General features: G+C 60.6%; 12 protein-coding genes, 1 tRNA gene and 2 pseudogenes. 7 read left to right on the top strand and 8 right to left on the bottom strand.

Annotated elements, in window-relative coordinates; translation table 11 throughout:
- Positions 1-63 precede the first annotated feature (63 nt).
- Together A37A_RS0105420 and A37A_RS0105415 are read left to right on the top strand one after the other, a co-directional pair.
- Positions 64-858 carry a CbiX/SirB N-terminal domain-containing protein gene (locus A37A_RS0105420; RefSeq protein ID WP_026195683.1) on the top strand — a complete coding sequence of 265 codons (795 nt, stop codon included), beginning with the start codon at positions 64-66 and terminating at the stop codon, positions 856-858.
- Positions 836-1,405: a DR2241 family protein gene (locus A37A_RS0105415; protein WP_018290505.1), complete on the top strand. Its 570-nt coding sequence runs from the start codon at positions 836-838 to the stop codon at positions 1,403-1,405. The genes A37A_RS0105420 and A37A_RS0105415 overlap by 23 nt, the downstream gene beginning before the upstream one ends.
- Here A37A_RS0105415 and argA read toward each other — a convergent pair.
- The 5 genes from argA to A37A_RS20005 form a co-directional block, all read right to left on the bottom strand.
- Entirely contained in the window at positions 1,383-2,669 is a 1,287-nt protein-coding gene (gene argA, locus A37A_RS0105410; RefSeq protein ID WP_018290504.1) for an amino-acid N-acetyltransferase, read from the bottom strand. The genes A37A_RS0105415 and argA overlap by 23 nt on opposite strands.
- Positions 2,666-3,565 carry a 4-hydroxythreonine-4-phosphate dehydrogenase PdxA gene (gene pdxA / locus A37A_RS0105405; RefSeq protein WP_026195682.1) on the bottom strand — a complete coding sequence of 300 codons (900 nt, stop codon included), beginning with the start codon at positions 3,563-3,565 and terminating at the stop codon, positions 2,666-2,668. Before pdxA ends, argA begins: the two co-directional genes overlap by 4 nt.
- A gap of 289 nt (positions 3,566-3,854) precedes the next feature.
- On the bottom strand, positions 3,855-4,937 hold the full coding sequence (locus A37A_RS0105400; protein ID WP_155996484.1) for a peptidylprolyl isomerase: 1,083 nt from the start codon (positions 4,935-4,937) through the stop codon (positions 3,855-3,857).
- 186 nt (positions 4,938-5,123) lie between these two features.
- Positions 5,124-8,231, bottom strand: coding sequence for a transcription-repair coupling factor (mfd, locus tag A37A_RS0105395; RefSeq protein ID WP_018290501.1), 3,108 nt, complete (start codon positions 8,229-8,231; stop codon positions 5,124-5,126).
- A 49-nt stretch (positions 8,232-8,280) separates the two neighbouring features.
- Positions 8,281-8,442, bottom strand: a complete 162-nt coding sequence (locus A37A_RS20005; protein ID WP_018290500.1) for a hypothetical protein — start codon at positions 8,440-8,442, stop codon at positions 8,281-8,283.
- A 101-nt stretch (positions 8,443-8,543) separates the two neighbouring features.
- Here A37A_RS20005 and A37A_RS21270 point away from each other — a divergent pair, with 101 nt between their 5' ends.
- Positions 8,544-8,735 (top strand): hypothetical protein, encoded by a 192-nt coding sequence (locus A37A_RS21270; RefSeq protein WP_018290499.1) that lies wholly within the window; start codon positions 8,544-8,546, stop codon positions 8,733-8,735.
- Positions 8,736-8,798: 63 nt separating this feature from the next.
- On the opposite strand, the gene A37A_RS0105380 is transcribed toward A37A_RS21270, so the two are convergent.
- Complete coding sequence (locus tag A37A_RS0105380; protein WP_018290498.1) at positions 8,799-9,446, bottom strand: hypothetical protein; 648 nt, start codon at positions 9,444-9,446, stop codon at positions 8,799-8,801.
- Positions 9,447-9,631: 185 nt separating this feature from the next.
- Between A37A_RS0105380 and A37A_RS0105375 the strand changes: the two genes are divergently transcribed.
- Complete coding sequence (locus A37A_RS0105375) at positions 9,632-12,184, top strand: TonB-dependent siderophore receptor (RefSeq protein ID WP_018290497.1); 2,553 nt, start codon at positions 9,632-9,634, stop codon at positions 12,182-12,184.
- A 54-nt stretch (positions 12,185-12,238) separates the two neighbouring features.
- A tRNA-Arg gene (locus tag A37A_RS0105370) sits at positions 12,239-12,312 on the top strand.
- A 191-nt stretch (positions 12,313-12,503) separates the two neighbouring features.
- Here A37A_RS0105370 and A37A_RS20000 read toward each other — a convergent pair.
- Both A37A_RS20000 and A37A_RS15965 read right to left on the bottom strand, forming a co-directional pair.
- Positions 12,504-12,965 carry a hypothetical protein gene (locus A37A_RS20000; RefSeq protein ID WP_155996483.1) on the bottom strand — a complete coding sequence of 154 codons (462 nt, stop codon included), beginning with the start codon at positions 12,963-12,965 and terminating at the stop codon, positions 12,504-12,506.
- Entirely contained in the window at positions 12,865-14,667 is a 1,803-nt protein-coding gene (locus A37A_RS15965; RefSeq protein WP_155996482.1) for a hypothetical protein, read from the bottom strand. The genes A37A_RS20000 and A37A_RS15965 overlap by 101 nt, the downstream gene beginning before the upstream one ends.
- 85 nt (positions 14,668-14,752) lie before the next feature.
- On the opposite strand from A37A_RS15965, the pseudogene A37A_RS15960 reads away from it, so the two are divergent.
- Together A37A_RS15960 and A37A_RS21265 are read left to right on the top strand one after the other, a co-directional pair.
- Positions 14,753-15,254: pseudogene (locus A37A_RS15960) on the top strand (IS607 family transposase).
- Between the two features lie 34 nt (positions 15,255-15,288).
- A pseudogene (locus A37A_RS21265) lies at positions 15,289-15,633 on the top strand (IS200/IS605 family accessory protein TnpB-related protein); the annotation flags it as partial.

Genomic DNA, 15,633 nt, shown 5'->3' with positions numbered 1-15,633 from the left:
CCCCCTTTCACGGAGCAAGCCCGAAGTAGCAGGGCTGGCGCGATGAAGGCCGGAGGGGCGTTCATGAGGAGTTCCGTCGGTTCCGCACTCGTCCTCGCCGGTCACGGTTCGATGTTCAGCGCCGAATCCGCGCTTCCCATCTATCAGCATGCTGCAGCCTTGCGGAAGATCGGGGTGTTCGAAGCGGTCTACGAGTGTTTCTGGAAAGAGGAGCCCTCCTATCGCAATGTCCTCTACGAAGTAGAAGAGGAGTCCGTCTATCTTGTGCCTGATTTCTTGAGCCACGGCTATTTCACCCGGGAGATCCTCCCTCGGGAGTTCGGGCTGGTCGGCCCGATCACCCGGTGGAACTCGTGTGAAATCCGGTACTGCGAGCCGCCAGGCCGCCATCCTCGAATGGCCGAAGCGATCCTGGAGCAGGCTCTCAGGGCGCTCGGGGAGAGGAATTGCCGCGATGTCGCCCTCTTGCTCGTCGCTCACGGGACCGATCGGAATAAGAACTCGGCGCAGACTGCGTGGGAACAAGCCGAGCGCATTCGGAGATCCGGGCGATTTGCCGAGTGTGGCGTCGCGTTCCTGGAGCAGGACCCTTGTATCTCCGGATGGCGCGATCTCGTTGACTCGCGAGATCTCGTCGTCGTTCCTTTCTTCCTTTCCGAAGGCAAGCACTCGTATACCGACATTCCCCGGATGATGGGTTTGGTCCGCCATCCGCGGGATCCGGAGTTCCGCAACCCGCAGGCGACGGAGGGAGGACGAGGGATCTACTATGCGGGGAGCGCGGGAATGGCTCCCATCGTGGATCAGGTCATTCTGGCGCAGGTGGAGGCTTTTGATGAAGCTTACCCAATGGCTTGAAGCCCGGCTTGCGCGGACCTCGCCGCCCTGGACGGTAGGAGAAGTTCGGATCTATCCTGGCTATCTGCTGACCCATTGGGAGGATGCTCCAGAGGATTCCCGGCTGCGGCAGCTTTCGGGTTGGGAAGCTTTCCTGGACCTTGTACGTTTCGACGCGGCCGGCCGTTTTCGTCCGCTCCGCGGCGCCCCGGGGCTGCGAAAGGGTTGGCGGCGGGGGCCTCTCTCGATTGCCGATCTCTTCACCGATCTCCGGGTTCTCTATCCCGGAGCAATGGCGATCCTTGCCGCATGGGAGACAGAGCGGCTCGGTCCGACGCCTTTTTCCATGACGGCACGGCGTCAGACCGGCATTTACGAGGTCACGCGGCAGTTGCCAGACGAAGATCTCCCGGCGCTCGTCGAGCAGATCTGCGTTCGAGGCTGCTTACGCCACCCCCTTTGGCATCTTCCGGCGCCCCAGCCGGACAAGCAGGAGGGGCTCACTCTTCTCTGCCCGGAGGCGTGCCACTATTTTCTCCATCGGGCTAGGGCGCGTGCAGCTGCTTGAGAAGAACTTTCGAGTGCCGGCCGCCCTGGTCGTAGAGGAACCGGCGAGCCGCCGGCAGGTCATCGGGAGTCCCTTCGCGAAAGCCGACCTTTTGGGTAAAGAAGTTGTAGGTCCTTGCGGAAAGCGCGAAGAGTTGCCGGATCCCCTCCTGGCGTGCCACCGATTCGGCAAAATGGACGAGCTTTCGTCCAAGCCCTTGGTTTTCGTAAACCCGCGCAACGGAGAGACAAGCGACTTCCGCCTGAGAGGAGTCCAGGAAGCGGTGGAGGGCTACGCAGCCGACAAGTCCCCGGTCGATCTCTAGTACGTAGTAATCGTTGAGTCGGGCCAGGATGCTCTGCCGGGTGCGGGGAAGGATCTCGGCGGCATCCACCGATTGGGAGATGAGCTGGAGGATCGAACGGACATCCTTTTTCTGCGCCTTTCGGATCGACTCGTATCCCTCGGCGTAGACCATCGTGCCCACTCCGACTTGGGAAAAGAGCTCCGAGAGCAGCGCCTCGTCGACGCAAATGTCGAGCAGGTGGATTCGCGGGATGCCGCTGCGGCAGGCGGTAATCGAGTGAGAGAGCTTGGAGAGCAGGAGCGGGGAAGTCGTGTTCGCATGATGATGCACGAAGGATTCAGCCTCGCTCACGGAGAGTTGCCTCGCTAAGTCGTTCTCCTTGGCGTAGTCGATCTCGCTCGAGAGATAGATCAACTTCACGGCGCGGACGGCCTCCGCGATCGCTGCCGCTACCGCATCGGAGTTCACCCGGAACAGATTCCCTTCCCGGTCGGATCCGATCGGGCCGAGGATCGGGACAATGCCGCGATCGAGAAGATCGTGAAGGAACGCGGTGTCGACCCGTTCGATCCGTCCGGTTGACTGGTGGTTGATTCCGCCGACGATCCCAAAGGGGTGGACTACGATGGCGTTGGGCACTGCCGCCCGGAGATCGGCGGCGCCGAACGCGGCGAGGATCTGCTGCGCGACCTGAGAGGAGGCGGCAAGGCTCACTTTCAACGTTGCGGGGTCGGTGGGACCGGTTCCATCCGAGGAGGAGAGGGGGATCGAACGCTCCACGGCAAGCTCGCGCATCTGGCGACCGATACCATGGACGACGATCAGCCGGACGTTCAGACTGCGAAGGACAGCGAGGTCGAGGGCGAGATTGCCGAAATTATCGTGGGCGACAACGGCACCGTCGACAGCGATCACAAAGATCTTGTCTCGGAACTCGGGGACATAGGTGAGAATCCCTCGCAGGTTCGTAAAGTTCATCGACTTTTTCTTGTTGCTTTCTTCTGCTGGGCCGCAACCAGCCGGGCGGCCAGCCGGATCGCGGCGATCATGCTCCGAGGATCCGCCACATCCTTGCCGGCGAGATCGAAAGCGGTTCCATGGTCGGGAGAGGTTCGAATCAGGGGGAGGCCAAGGGTGACATTCACGCCCGTCGCAAAGGCCACAAGCTTGAATGGGATGAGACCCTGGTCATGGTAAGCAGCTACGACGCCGGCAAATTCCCCGCCGATCGCCTGGCGGAAGACGGAATCGGGTGGCAGGGGGCCGAAAACATTCCTCCCTTTTTTCTGCAACTGGGCAACGGCCGGCTCGAAGATCTCCCGTTCCTCCGAGCCAAATAGGCCTCCTTCCCCGGCATGGGGATTCAGCGCGGCGATGGCGATGCGCGGAGAAGGGCGACCCAGTTGGGCCAGGAAGTCGGCCAAAAGCTCGGCCGAAAGGATGATCTTTTCGGGAAGGATCGAGGCGATCGCCTTGCCGAGGCTGCAGTGGGTGGAGAGTAGCGATACGGAGAGCTTCGGATGCCAAAAGCTCATCACGGTCCGTTCCGCCGGGCAGCCGGTCCTGTCGGCGAAGAACTCGGTCTGTCCCGGGTAGGGGAAGCCCGTTGCCTGCAAGCCCGCCTTGTGAACGGGCCCGGTCACGATCGCGTCGATTGCCCCCTCCTTCCAAAGGAGGACCGCTTCCTCCAGCCATTCCTGCGCGGCCCGGGCGGAAGAAAGGCTCGGCTTGCCGGGAGAAAAGCCTTGATCCGATCCGATGACGCGATAGGCGCAGCGGGTGGGCAGTCGGTGGGAGGCGATCGCTTTGCGCACGACTTCCGGGCCGATTCCTGCCGGATCTCCCACGGGAATGCCGATTACTGGTTTATCCACTGGCTCTATTCCTCCCCGAGGGATTGCGGCGCACAGAGGACTCTGGCAAGGGAAAAGAGCACCGGAAGAAGCAAGCGGCGCGAGGGAGGTGGTGAGTCATGGGAGTTATCCTGCCTGCCTCACAAGCGTTCTCCTCTGGCTTGCGAAATGCACCCGTCTGCTTCGTTGGGATTGGTTTTCCCCTCCTTGCCGTATGTTCGTCCTATAGTTCCGGGGGAAAACCTGCGCCCCGCCTCGCATCCAGATCCATCCGCCGCGCCTCGGGCACGAACTTTGTGAGACATGCAGGTTAGAACATCTTGATGAATGCTTTCACCCGCAAGCTATCGAGCCATTCTTGCTGGCGTTTCTGCCGCTTTTCTTGCAAGAGAGCCGACTCGATCGGGTTGCGCACATTGGAGATGGGCTTGACCCGCTCGCGCCGCTTGTCTTCCAGGTGGAGGAGGTAATAGCCATCCGGGGTGGCGATCACGTCGCTCGTCTGTCCTGGAAACATCGCAAAGGCAGCATCCGCGATTTCGGGACGCAGCGTGTCCCGGGTCACCCAGCCGAGGTCTCCCCCCTCCTGTTTCCTGGGTCCCTCGGAATAGCTGCGCGCCAGGTCGCTGAAGTTCTCGCCGAATCGGAGCTTGGTCTCCAGCTCTTTGGCCGTCTCCAGCGGCTGGTCATATTCTTCCTCCTGTCCGTTGGGGCCAACGCGGCGCTCCTTCAAGGCGGATTTTTGGAGAAAGATCAAGCGCAACTTGACGCTCGGCGGCTCCACGAAAAGGGCGATATGGTCGTGGTAGTATTGCTCGACCTGATAGGGAGAAATCACGATGCTATCGGAGACATTCTTCATCCGCATGGCCTGAACGATGATCTGGTCGAGGAGGTTTTGCTTATAACGCTCCTCGGTCATCCCGCTGGCCTGCAGCGTTCGGATGAAAGCGATGCGATCTCCGTCGAATTGGCTGCGAATCATATCTCGGACTCGGGTCTCGATAAAGGTGTCGGGGATCTGATATCCCTTTTTCTTGAAGTCTTGAATGATGAGTTCTCGCTCGATCAGCGCTCGCAGCGCGTTGAGCCGCGCCTCCTTGACGCGGTCGACCAGTTCCGGGCCTTGATAAGTTTCACGCAGGACCGCTTCGTTCGGCTCAACCTGCTTTTTGACTTCCGAAAACGTGATCACCTTATCGTTGACAATCGCGGCAACGCCGTCGACGCCAGCCTGTCCGATCAGGCGATCGGGAACGCTCGCCAGGAGAAAGAGCAAGCCGATGAAGAGGCCGGGCCGATCGAGCCTCCCGGCCCGTTTCCAGGCGCGGAGGACGCTTCGGCCGGAAGCAGGCGGTTTGGCTCCGAAGCGGTTTCGGTGCAATTGCGGCATAGGGAGGGAGCTTGCCTGGATGTCGGATGCTCCCTGGTTACGTTCCACGAATAGGCTGATGCTTGCATGAAGCCTGAAACGTGGAGAGCGAAGTTGGTTTCGTCGCTCCGGAGCCGACATTGGGGTTCTGCCAGACGATCCGCGCGGGCTCTATGCCTCCTCCTCGAGGGGGCGCCACAGACCACGCTACGCCAACGTTGCGATCCACTTCTTGAGCGAAGCAAGCTTACTTCTCCCATCCTGTCCGGTCAAGCGGGGGAAGCGGCCTCTGACCATCAGATAGCGGCCGTTCCGCTGCAAAAGGAGCTTGTCTCCTTGAACCTCGACGCGCTCGAGCCCTCGGTCGCTCCCCAAAATCCGGATTTCGACCTCCTCGAGGAGTAAGCGGGCTGGTTCCGGCAGCAGGCCGAATCGGTCACGCCACGATTTCTCCAACTCCTGACGTTCCGCGAGCGAGACCGCTTCCGCTGCCTGTCGGTGTGCCGCGATTCGTTCTTCGGTGGAGGCGATATACGAAGCGGGGAGACCGGGCCGTTCGGGACCGGAGGCAAGGAAGTCGATCGAGACCTTGCATGCCAGAGGGCTTCGGGTCTTCTTTCCCTGTACTGCGGCAACTGCTTCCCGCAGAAGGCGGCAGTAGAGCTCGAAGCCGATGGCGGCGATATGACCGCTTTGCGCCGTTCCGAGCAGATTGCCCGCTCCCCGAATCTCCAGATCGCGAAGGGCGATGCGGAAGCCCGCTCCGAGTTGGCTGTATTCCTGCATGGCTCGGACGCGCCGTTTCGCGTCGGCCGCGAGGAAACGGTCGCGGGGCAAGAGAAGATAGGCGAACGCTTTCTGGTTGGATCGGCCGACACGCCCGCGGAGCTGGTAGAGGTCGGCCAGGCCGAATCGGTCGGCGCGGTCTACGATGATCGTGTTGGCGTTGGGGATGTCGAGGCCGTTTTCGATGATCGAAGTGGCCAGGAGAACGTCGGCCTCTCCGGCGACGAATCTTTGCATTGCGCCCTCGAGCTGTTCCTTTTCCATTTGTCCGTGCCCGATTTCGATGCGAGCCGCAGGAATCAGCTCTCGAAGGCGGCGGCAGACCCGGTCGATCGAGGCGATCCGATTGTGCAGGAAATAGACCTGCCCGCCCCGGGCTAGTTCCTTTTCGATTGCGGCACGGATCGTCCGCTCATCGTAGGGACAGACCAGCGTCTCGATCGGCAGGCGGTTCGCCGGCGGAGTTTCGATGAGGCTGAGATCGCGTGCGCCCGCCAGGGAGAGATAGAGCGTACGGGGGATCGGGGTTGCGGAAAGGGCAAGCATGTCGACGAAGCGGAAGCGTTCCCGCCAACGTTCTTTCTGGTGCACACCAAAGCGCTGCTCTTCGTCAATGGCGACCAATCCCAACCGAGCAAAGGTGATGTCCGGGGAGAGGAGCCGATGCGTGCCGACGATGACGTCGCACGCGCCAGAAGCAATCGCGGCCAATACCCGCCGCTCTTCTGCAGCGGAGGCAAGCCGGCCTAGGAAGGCGACTTGAATGGGGTAGTCGGCAAAGCGTTGCCGGAGAGTCTGGTAGTGTTGGTAAGCGAGAACAGTGGTCGGGGCGAGCAGGGCGGCTTGCTTGCCGCCGACGGCAGCCTTGAAGATGGCGCGAATGGCGACTTCGGTCTTGCCGAAGCCAACATCGCCGCAAATGAGCCGATCCATGGGACGAGCCGCTTCCATGTCGGTCTTGGTCTGCGCGATGGCGCGGAGTTGATCCGGCGTTTCCCGGTAGACGAACGATTGTTCGAACTCCCGCTGCCAATCGGAGTCGGGCGGGCAGGCGTTTCCGGATAGCACCTGCCGCTCCGCCTGGATGCGCAATAGCTTCGCGGCATAGTCTCGAATGGCACCTTGGGCAACCGCGCGGGCCTTCTGCCACCGGGTCCCCCCCAGTGCGTCCAGCTTCGGGGCGCGGCGGGTTCCGCCGAGATAGCGCGAAACCAGATAGCTCTGATCCATTGGCACGAAGAGCTTCGTTCCTTCGGCGAATTCGAGGAGCAGTGCTTCTCCCTCTCCGTCCGGAAGAGGTTCTACACCCTGGTACCGGCCGATTCCATGCTGGAGGTGAACGACAAAATCCCCCGTTCGCCATTCCGCGAAGGCAGTCTCGACAGGCCGGACCTCCGCGGCGCCGCTCGCCTGCTTTGTCCGCAGAGGGAGCGTCTGGTATCGACCGAAGATTTCCGCGTCGCTTAGAATCGCCGTCCGCCCTGCGGGCCAGGAGAACCCACGGGCGAGAGCTCCCGGAATCCAGGCAATCCCTGCGGGATCGATCCGCTCCACTGCCAACAGCTCCTCCAGGCGTCTCTCTTCGCCTTGGTTGTTGACGAAGATACCGACATCCCATTCCTCGCGGAGCCAGCGCTGAAGCTCGGTGGCAAACAGCCTCCAGCGGCCCTCCCGTAGGAGACGGTCCTCTTGCGGCATTCCCAGGAAATCGTGCGGATGAAAAACGAGCTCCGGCTCCAAGGAATCGGCTCCGTCTTCACAGAGGCCTTCGTCGACAAAGAAGCGACACCACCCGTCGGGAAGGCATTTCTCCACGGTGGTGGTCTGCTCCTCGGTAAGTTCGACCGGGGGGAGAAGGGAAATCGTGGCGGACGGGAGGATGCGCAAAGAGCGTTGGGATGCGGGGTCGAATTCCCGAAGGGAAGCCAGCGCGTTGCCCTCCCACTCGGTTCGCAGCGGGAAGGCGGCTGTCCAGGGAAACAGATCTACGATGCTTCCTCGCACACTCACCTGTCCCCGGACGCTCACGCGAGGGCAGTGCTCAAACTCGGCGGCGGTCAGTTCCTTCAAGAGCGCTTCTCGATCCGGCGAGTCTCCGGGAGCGAGCTGGATAGTGCTCTTCTGCAAGGCCTCCGGCCTTGGCACGGGTTGGCGTAAGGCAGCCGGAGTCGAAATCAGGCCCGGAAGCTCCTTCTGGAGGAGTGACGTGGCGACTTGGAGGCGGGAAGCCGCTAAGTCGAGATCCGGTAGAGCCCCTTGCGGCACGGGAGAGCTTTCCGGAAAGATCGGAATCCGCCAGCCCCATGCTTCCATGGCGCCGGCCAAGGCGGTTGCCCGCTTAGGGGAGGCTGTCACGACCAGCAGGAAGGGGGTCGACGATGCGTCGAGAAGGCCGGCAAGCACAAAGGCCTGGGCAGCCGTCGGGATCGGACCCAAGGTGTAGGATTTCCCTTTCCATAGTTGTGCTCGCCATCGACCAAAAAAGTCCGAGGAGAACCAGCGAGCCAGGGCATCCGTTCGTTGCGTCATCTTTCGGCGAAATCCCTGCTTTTGTCGAAGAGCTCTCTTTCGCGCGTGGCTATGCGAGTGGCCGAAGGATCATGCGCCCGGTTGGAGACTCGATCCAGACTTCCAGCCGACCATAGCGGGGAATCTCATCATAGCCCTGCTCTACATTGGCGCTTCCCAGGACGCAGCAAGCGGAAACCCCCTCCTCGAAGGAAATCGACAGGAAGACCACGAGCCCATCCTCGCATCTGCGAATTTCGTCGATATGACCTCTCCAGGGACCGGGCCACGTCCTCCCTCGTCGCAGAACGATCCGAGTGGGACCGCTTCCGGATGGCGATCCAAGTAATAGAGCAGGGCTCTGCCGATCTCGGCGTCGTTTCCCGGCAATCCTTCTTCCTCGAAGGACGGGAGTCTCTTTCGTCGCTCTCTCTGCTGCCGGGGAACCTGCATCGACAAGCAAACCTGACTGGAACAGCCTTCGAAGTCAAACTCCAGGCCCGGCCCGAACTGCCAAGAGCTTGACGTACAAACGACCTCTGTCCCGCTCCATCCAAAGCGGTGATGCTCAGGCTTGGATGGAATCGCTCATTGCGGGTGCGAAACGAGACTGCGGTAGGCGACGGCGACCAAGGCGTAGCAAATAGGAATATTCACGAGAATCGCCAGGAACAAAATCGCGCTCAGGAAAAAAAGGAATGCCACCGGGACGGCGATCGCCAGCGTCTTAGCATAGTGGGAACGCCCGAGTTGATACGCTTCGACAAAAGTTTCCGTAACCCCCGAAACAGCCTCGTCTGCGATCAAAAAGGGCGCGAACATGAAGAGCGGGAATAGACCAAGCACGGCGAGCGCGGAGAGAGGTGCGATTGCCGGGAAAAGCAGGCCAAGGAGGGCAACGATCCCGGACACCCAGCCAAAGAGGACGCCGGCGACAGACTTCCACGGCGCTCCAAAACCATAAAGAAGTTCTTCCAACCGCGCCTCCTTTCCGTCGGCGAGGCAAAGAAAGAATCGTGCTAGTCCTACCACGAGAATCCCGAAAATGCCCTGACTCAAAAGAATGCCGAAAGCCCCGGCGGAGGTGCCATGGGAGAGGGCGGCGGTGATGTTGGCCAATAAGAGCGTTACGAGCAAGTAGATCGCAGCCGCGGCTAGAGCCAGCCAGACAGAGGGTCGCAGGCGATCGATCGCGGAGTTCAAAGACTGTTGGAGAAAGAGAAGGGTCGGCGGCATGCGACTATTAAAACCAGGGAAAGAACTCTCGTCAAGAATTTGGCGCTGTTCTTCTTTTGATGGATCGGCTGAATAAAAAGGCCCGATCGGAATGAGTGCGTCACATGACAAAACGGCCGCAAAAGTTAGTTGAGACTAATAAAAATCTTGGCTAAGCGCTCGTGAGCGCCTAAGTAGTTCCCTCGATGAGGGACGAGAGGACGAACGGGAAAAAGCGGGGCACGACCTTCCTCTGGCTTCTCGCGACTCTCCTTCTCCTCGGCAAGGGTTCGTCTGCTGCTCAGGATCTGGTGGATCCAGAAGCGCAGGCTGTTCCTCCTCCCGATGGAGTTCAAAGTCCTGGTCCCTCACCCTCTCCCGGCTCTCCAAATGCTGGAGAAATCGGCTCACCCCCGCCCTCCGGAGCCGAGGCGCCCGCGGTCTTGCCGGAAGTCGAGGTCGCTGGAGAACCGCCGGGGCCGGCCTCGCTGCCGACGACCGCCTATGGGACCGAGATGAGCATCCTCGATACGCCGCGGGAGGTGACGCCGATCTCTCGGGAACAGTTGGACACCGTTGCACCGGGGAACCTGATGGGATATGACGATCTGGCTCCGCTCATCCCCTCCCTGACCACGATGGCTCCTGCCGGGGACTATTCGGTGGAGCCCTTCATTCGGGGGCTTCCCGGCACGGTCTTCCGCAACGGGATGCTCGTCGGCTTGGAGAGTTATGGCACCTCCGGACCCATGCCCAACTTCTACGCCTATGACAATATCGACGTCGTCCAGGGGCCGGTGCCCGCCGTCTTTGGCGCCCGGGAGATGGCGGCAGGCTACGCCAACGACGTGACGAAGCAGCCCTATTTCGATCGCTTTCGCGGAAATGCCCAGTACAGCATGGGGATGTACGATCAGAACCGGTGGAACCTCGATATAGGAGGGCCATTCGCCGGGGGGAAGGCAGCCTACCGCTTCGACTACGCGGGGCAGGACTCAGGCAGCTACTACGAGGGGGCCTACATGCACAGCCAGGACTTCTATCTGGCCGTATCCGCGCGTCCCTCGGAGAACTACACGATCGACTCGAACTTCGAGTTCGACACCCTTGGCTTCAACTTGCCCTTGGGAATCAACCGTCCCGATCAGGCGCTCATCGACAGCGGACTCTACCAGAGCGGAAACATGATTGGATGGCTCGGACCGAATGGAACCTTCCATCCCGGAATCGGGACCTCGGTTCCCGGCCAGGGGTATGTCGTTCAATGGGGACCGCAGGTGCCGATCAGCCTACGGGACAACTTGGCGAACCTTGCCGGCTCGGGGAACCGGAACATGTACGGAGTCGCTCAGATCATCCAGACCCTCAAGCTCTCCGAGGATTTCCGGATCGTCAACAACACGATGTTCGAATATTTCAACATGGTGCAGGATCCGCTGGCCAACTCCAATTTCAGCTATTCCCCCGGCGACTGGTTGATCGAGCATCGGCTCGAAGCGCAGGCGAAGACGGAAACGCCCATCGGCCGGCTCGCGCTCTTTCACGAACTGGACGGTGGCATCTTCTTCTGGTTTGACAACCAGACAGATTACACCGAGACGAGCCGGATCGCCGACAACTTCTGGAACATGACCCAGCCGCTCAGCCGGTCGGGCCTGCTCCCGCCGATCACGATGGCGCAAGCCTTACGGGCGAACGACATCTACCTGACCGACATCCCCGTGCCGGGAGTTCCGGGGATGACCTACAACACCGACAACTTCGCAACGGCCCAGTCCCAATTCTTCCAGGTTTCCCCCTTCGTCCAGGACAACATCCGGCTTGCGGAGAAGTGGAACCTTCTCCTCGGCGCCCGGCTCCAGTGGTATGAGATCGCCAACAGCGAGCCGCCTGGCACCCCTCCGGCGCTCCTGCTCCAGAGCAACTACTCGATCCTCGAGCCCCAGGCCAACGCGAGCCTGAGCTACAAGCCTTATCCATGGATGAACGCCTACTTCACCTACTCCTACGCTCAGACGGCGGGCATGGATGTCCTGGGGGCTTTCTGTCCGGCATTCACGAGCTCCTACTACCACCTGACGAATATCATGTACGAGTCGGGCGTAAAATTGAACCTGCTCCGCGACAAGCTTTTCCTGAGCGCCGAAGGCTTCTACTACTCGACCTTCTTTCCCGTGACGGTCCTTCCCGGTGGCTTTACCCCGCTCACCCCCGCCGACGTGCTTGGAGCGGAGCTGGCCGGCACCTATCAGCCGAACCGCAATTGGACCTACAATTTCGGCTTCGACTATCTCACGGGCGAGGAGTTCTGGACGCAGAGCGCAGCGCAGACCGGCCCCACGGTGATCCAGAATTATTCCGCGGCAACGGCAGCGCGATACAACCTCCCGGTCGATCCCTATACCACGCTTCCGACCGGGACGTATCCTTTCATCGGGTTTCCCCACGAGCATGGGACCGCGATGGCCACCTATAAATCGGATTCGGGGTTTGGCGCCTCCCTCTGGCTCTGGATCCAGAGCGGCATGTTTCTCTCCTACGACTATGCCACCCGGATCCCCGTCGACTACACCCTCAACGCGAGCCTCTTTTACACGACGAAACGGTGGGAGGCCCGGGTGCAGGTTTACAATCTGACCGATAACCACTACTGGTTTCCGACAGGGACCGGGTTCCAGGGAGACCGGGTCTACAATTATGACAAGGTCTTGATCGGACTCCCCTTTTGGGTGATGGGAACGGTCCGGGTCTTCTTTTGAAGGAGCGCCCCGGCTTGACGGTAGGTGGAAAATCGGCCAGCGTGAGGATTTTCGGCACCCATAGCTCAATTGGATAGAGCATCGGGCTTCGGACCCGGGGGTTGGGGGTTCAAATCCTCCTGGGTGCAGGCCCTAGCCGCCATGTCTCACAAGCGTTTCCCTGCGGCTTGCAAAACGGGCTCGTCTGCTTCGTTGGTCTTGGTTTTCCATCCTCGCAGTATGTCCTCATACAGCTCCGGTGGAAAACCTGCGCCCCGCCTCGCATCCAAGCCCATTTGCAGCGCCTCGGTTACGAAATTTGCGAGACATGGCGGCTTGCTCAAAATTTCCAGGTGACCGTCCCCTCGATCCAGAAAGGCCAGCCGGCATAGATCGTATCGAGGTTGAGGGTACGCACCCGGCTGAAGGCAAAGCCGTTGGGCAGCCAGTAGTGCTCGTCGGTAAAGTTGAAGAGGTAGAGGCGCGCCTCCCAATGGCGCTGTGCATAGAAAACCTGCGCGTTGAGGACGAACTCGGGTGGAATCCGCACCTGGTGCTCGTAGCCCAGGTACATATCGGAAAAGAGGAGTCCTCCGAGGGTGACGCCGACTCCCGAGTCGTCCTGGTAGGTCACCATTCCGGAGATCGTCTGCTCGGGCCAGCCGATCAGCGCATAGCTTCCCGGCGGAAAGCTGCCGGAGTTATCCAGGGGCAGGCCGAGCCGGTCGGCCTGCGCGGTCGAATAGGTCTGGGTCAGGGGCGGGCCATAAGGTGACGAACTCCAATTCTCGACTCGAGTCATGAAGAGATAGTTTGCTCGGATCCAGAAGCTTCGGTTCGGCTGGAAGGTCGCGGTCGTTTCCAATCCGTTGATCTGAGCGGAGTTTGCCGGCTCCAGGTAGTTGAAGAGATAGGTATTTTCGTGAAAGACGTCCGCCGAAAGAAAAAGCCGGTTCCGGGCGAGGCTGAATTTTACTCCCAATTCTTCCAGCTCGTTGAGGAGGTGAAACGATTGGTTGGTGAACGTCGGCGAGTAGCCGCCTGCCCCTCCCACGTCGGTCGCTTGAGCCCAGTTGAAGTTGAAGTAGGTCGTCATCCACGGGTAGGGCTTCCACGTCGGGCTGACGTTGAACAGAGGCAGGGCTTGCGTCGTGTCGAGCTGCTCGAACAGGATGGCGGGTGTGCCCGGGGGGGGGCTGGGCGGAGATCATGTAGAGATCGAGACGCGCGCCCAGGATGACCGAAAGGGTGTCTGTAAGCTGAATCGTCTGCTGCCAGAATGGAGACACCTTCCAGTAGCGAGTCAAGTTGGTTCCGGTCGCTCCGTTGAGCGGCTCGAAGTAGAAGGGGTAGGGGCCGCCGGGAACGAGCCACTCCCCGCCTCCGGGAGCCGAAGGGTTGTCCACCCAGGCCTGAAAGTAGGGGGAAAAGGTGCCGTTGCGGAGATAGGGATTCTCGAAGAAGCTCCACTGGTTTGGGACCGTGAACTCAAGCGAGTCGTAGGCAAGCACCTGCTGGTAGCGCCATTCGATGCCCGTATCGAGGAAGTGCTCCATCGGTCCTAGGAGTCCCGGGGTCGTGAACTTCCCCCGGACCTCGGTCCGGTTGTTGATCTCGTACGCGTTCCACGCCTCTTGGAAGAAGATCTCGTCCTCGCTCGCGATGTGATCCTGGTACCAGAAGAGCGTATTGTTGACGACCTGGAGGTCGTCGCTCACTACGACCGACTGAATGAGCTGGGCCATGCCGGTGATCGCCCGGCCGAGATCGCCGGGATATTTGATCGTCTGCCGCCGGCTGACGGGAACGGGAGTGCTGAGAAAGTTGCTCGCCGGAACCGTGCCGGGACTACTCACCTGCGAGAGGGGTGGGTAACCGGGATAGTAGAGGTCATCCCGGATCAACGATTCGGTCGGCCGATTCATCAGCACGTCCTCGAGCATGTAGGAGTAAGTGCCGAAGTCGGCGTAGAGGTCGGCATGGTAGCGGTCGTTCGGACGCCAGCCGATCGCTCCGTAAAAATTTTCCTGCTGATCGAAGATGTAATCGTAGTAGCTGCCGTTGTTAATCCCGAGATAGCTGAAGCGGTAACCGAGCTTGGAGGATTGGCCCTCGGCCGGACGGTCGATCGGCCCGCCGATGTCGGCTCCCCACATATACTGGTCGTACATCCCCATCGTCGCCCAGGCGTTGCCTCGGAACCGGTCGAAGTAGGGCTGCTTCGTGATGTAATTCACATAGCCGTTGGAAGGCTGGGTTGCCCCATAAACCGCGCCTGGCGGTCCTTCGACGAGGTCCATGCTCTCCACCATATTGAAGTTCCAAGGAACATCCTGTAAGCCGAAGTTCACGCTCTCCTCAATCCCGTTGAGGGAGGTCAGGCTCTGCCGCCCCCGGATATCCGGGGAGGAGGCGCAGGAGGTCTGCGAGGGATCGACCATCGCTGCGGGATTGAGGTAGGTGATCGACAATGGGTTGCCAACATCTAAATAATATATGGACACAGAGGTATTTTCATGGAAATATGTATGAGTTAATTTAAGTGTCTGGGCCAAGCGGCAGGGCGTTTGCTACAAGACGGCTTGGCGGATGTGGAAGGAGGGGCGTTTGCCGGCTCCGGCCGAGCAGTTGCCGACCGGAACCGTGATCGTGCATGCGGAGACGGCACAACCCGATGGCGTGGCCCTCTACGCGCGGGTATCCAGCGCCGATCCAAAAGCGGATCTGGACCGGCATTGGCTTGGGTTCTCCGAGTTCGCGCTCAAGCAAACGGTTGTCGATCGTCAAGGCCGTCAAGGAGGTCGGCTCCGGAATGAACGGCCATCGAAAAGGCATGATTGGGCTGCTGCGTGATCCGGAGGTCGGCGTCATCCTGGTCGAGCATCGCGAACGGCGGATGCGCTTGGGCTTCGAGTTGGAAGCGGCATTGGCTGCGCAGAGCCGATCGGTCGTGGTGGTGGAACCGGACGAGAGGACCGACGATATCGTGCCCGACTTGCACGAAGTTATCGTTTCCCTGTGTGCCAGGCTCTACGGGAAGAGATCCGCCCAGAACCGCGCCAAGAAGGCACTCGAAGCGCTCCATGAGTAAGCTTCCCGTTTTCCCCTAACAGACCCGTTTGAGTGTGACACCCGAGCAGGCTTCGTCTCTCGACGCCTATGCGGCGCTCCACGGGCGCGCAGGGCGGAGCCTCTTCCCCAAGATGCGGGCGGGCATTCCCCTGAACGAACTCAAGCGGTGGTTCCTGCTCCGGTTCGGCCTCACCGCCCGGCAGTTCAACGCCATCCGGGTCGAGCTCGAAGGCAAGATCGCCTCGATCCAGGAAAGGCGGCCCGAGTGGATCGAGGAAGCCAAAGAGCGGATCCAACGAGCAGAAGAGGCGATGGCCCGACTTGAGAAGAAGGAGCCGGGCTCAAGCGTGCTGCACCAGAAAAAGCGGCGGCTTGCCATCCTACGGACGAAGCTCGAG

It is taken from the genome of Verrucomicrobium sp. 3C (assembly GCF_000379365.1).
GTDB lineage: Bacteria > Verrucomicrobiota > Verrucomicrobiia > Methylacidiphilales > Methylacidiphilaceae > Methylacidimicrobium.
Note: the sequence above shows the minus strand (reverse complement) of the source record. Positions and strands in the feature narration are given on the sequence as shown.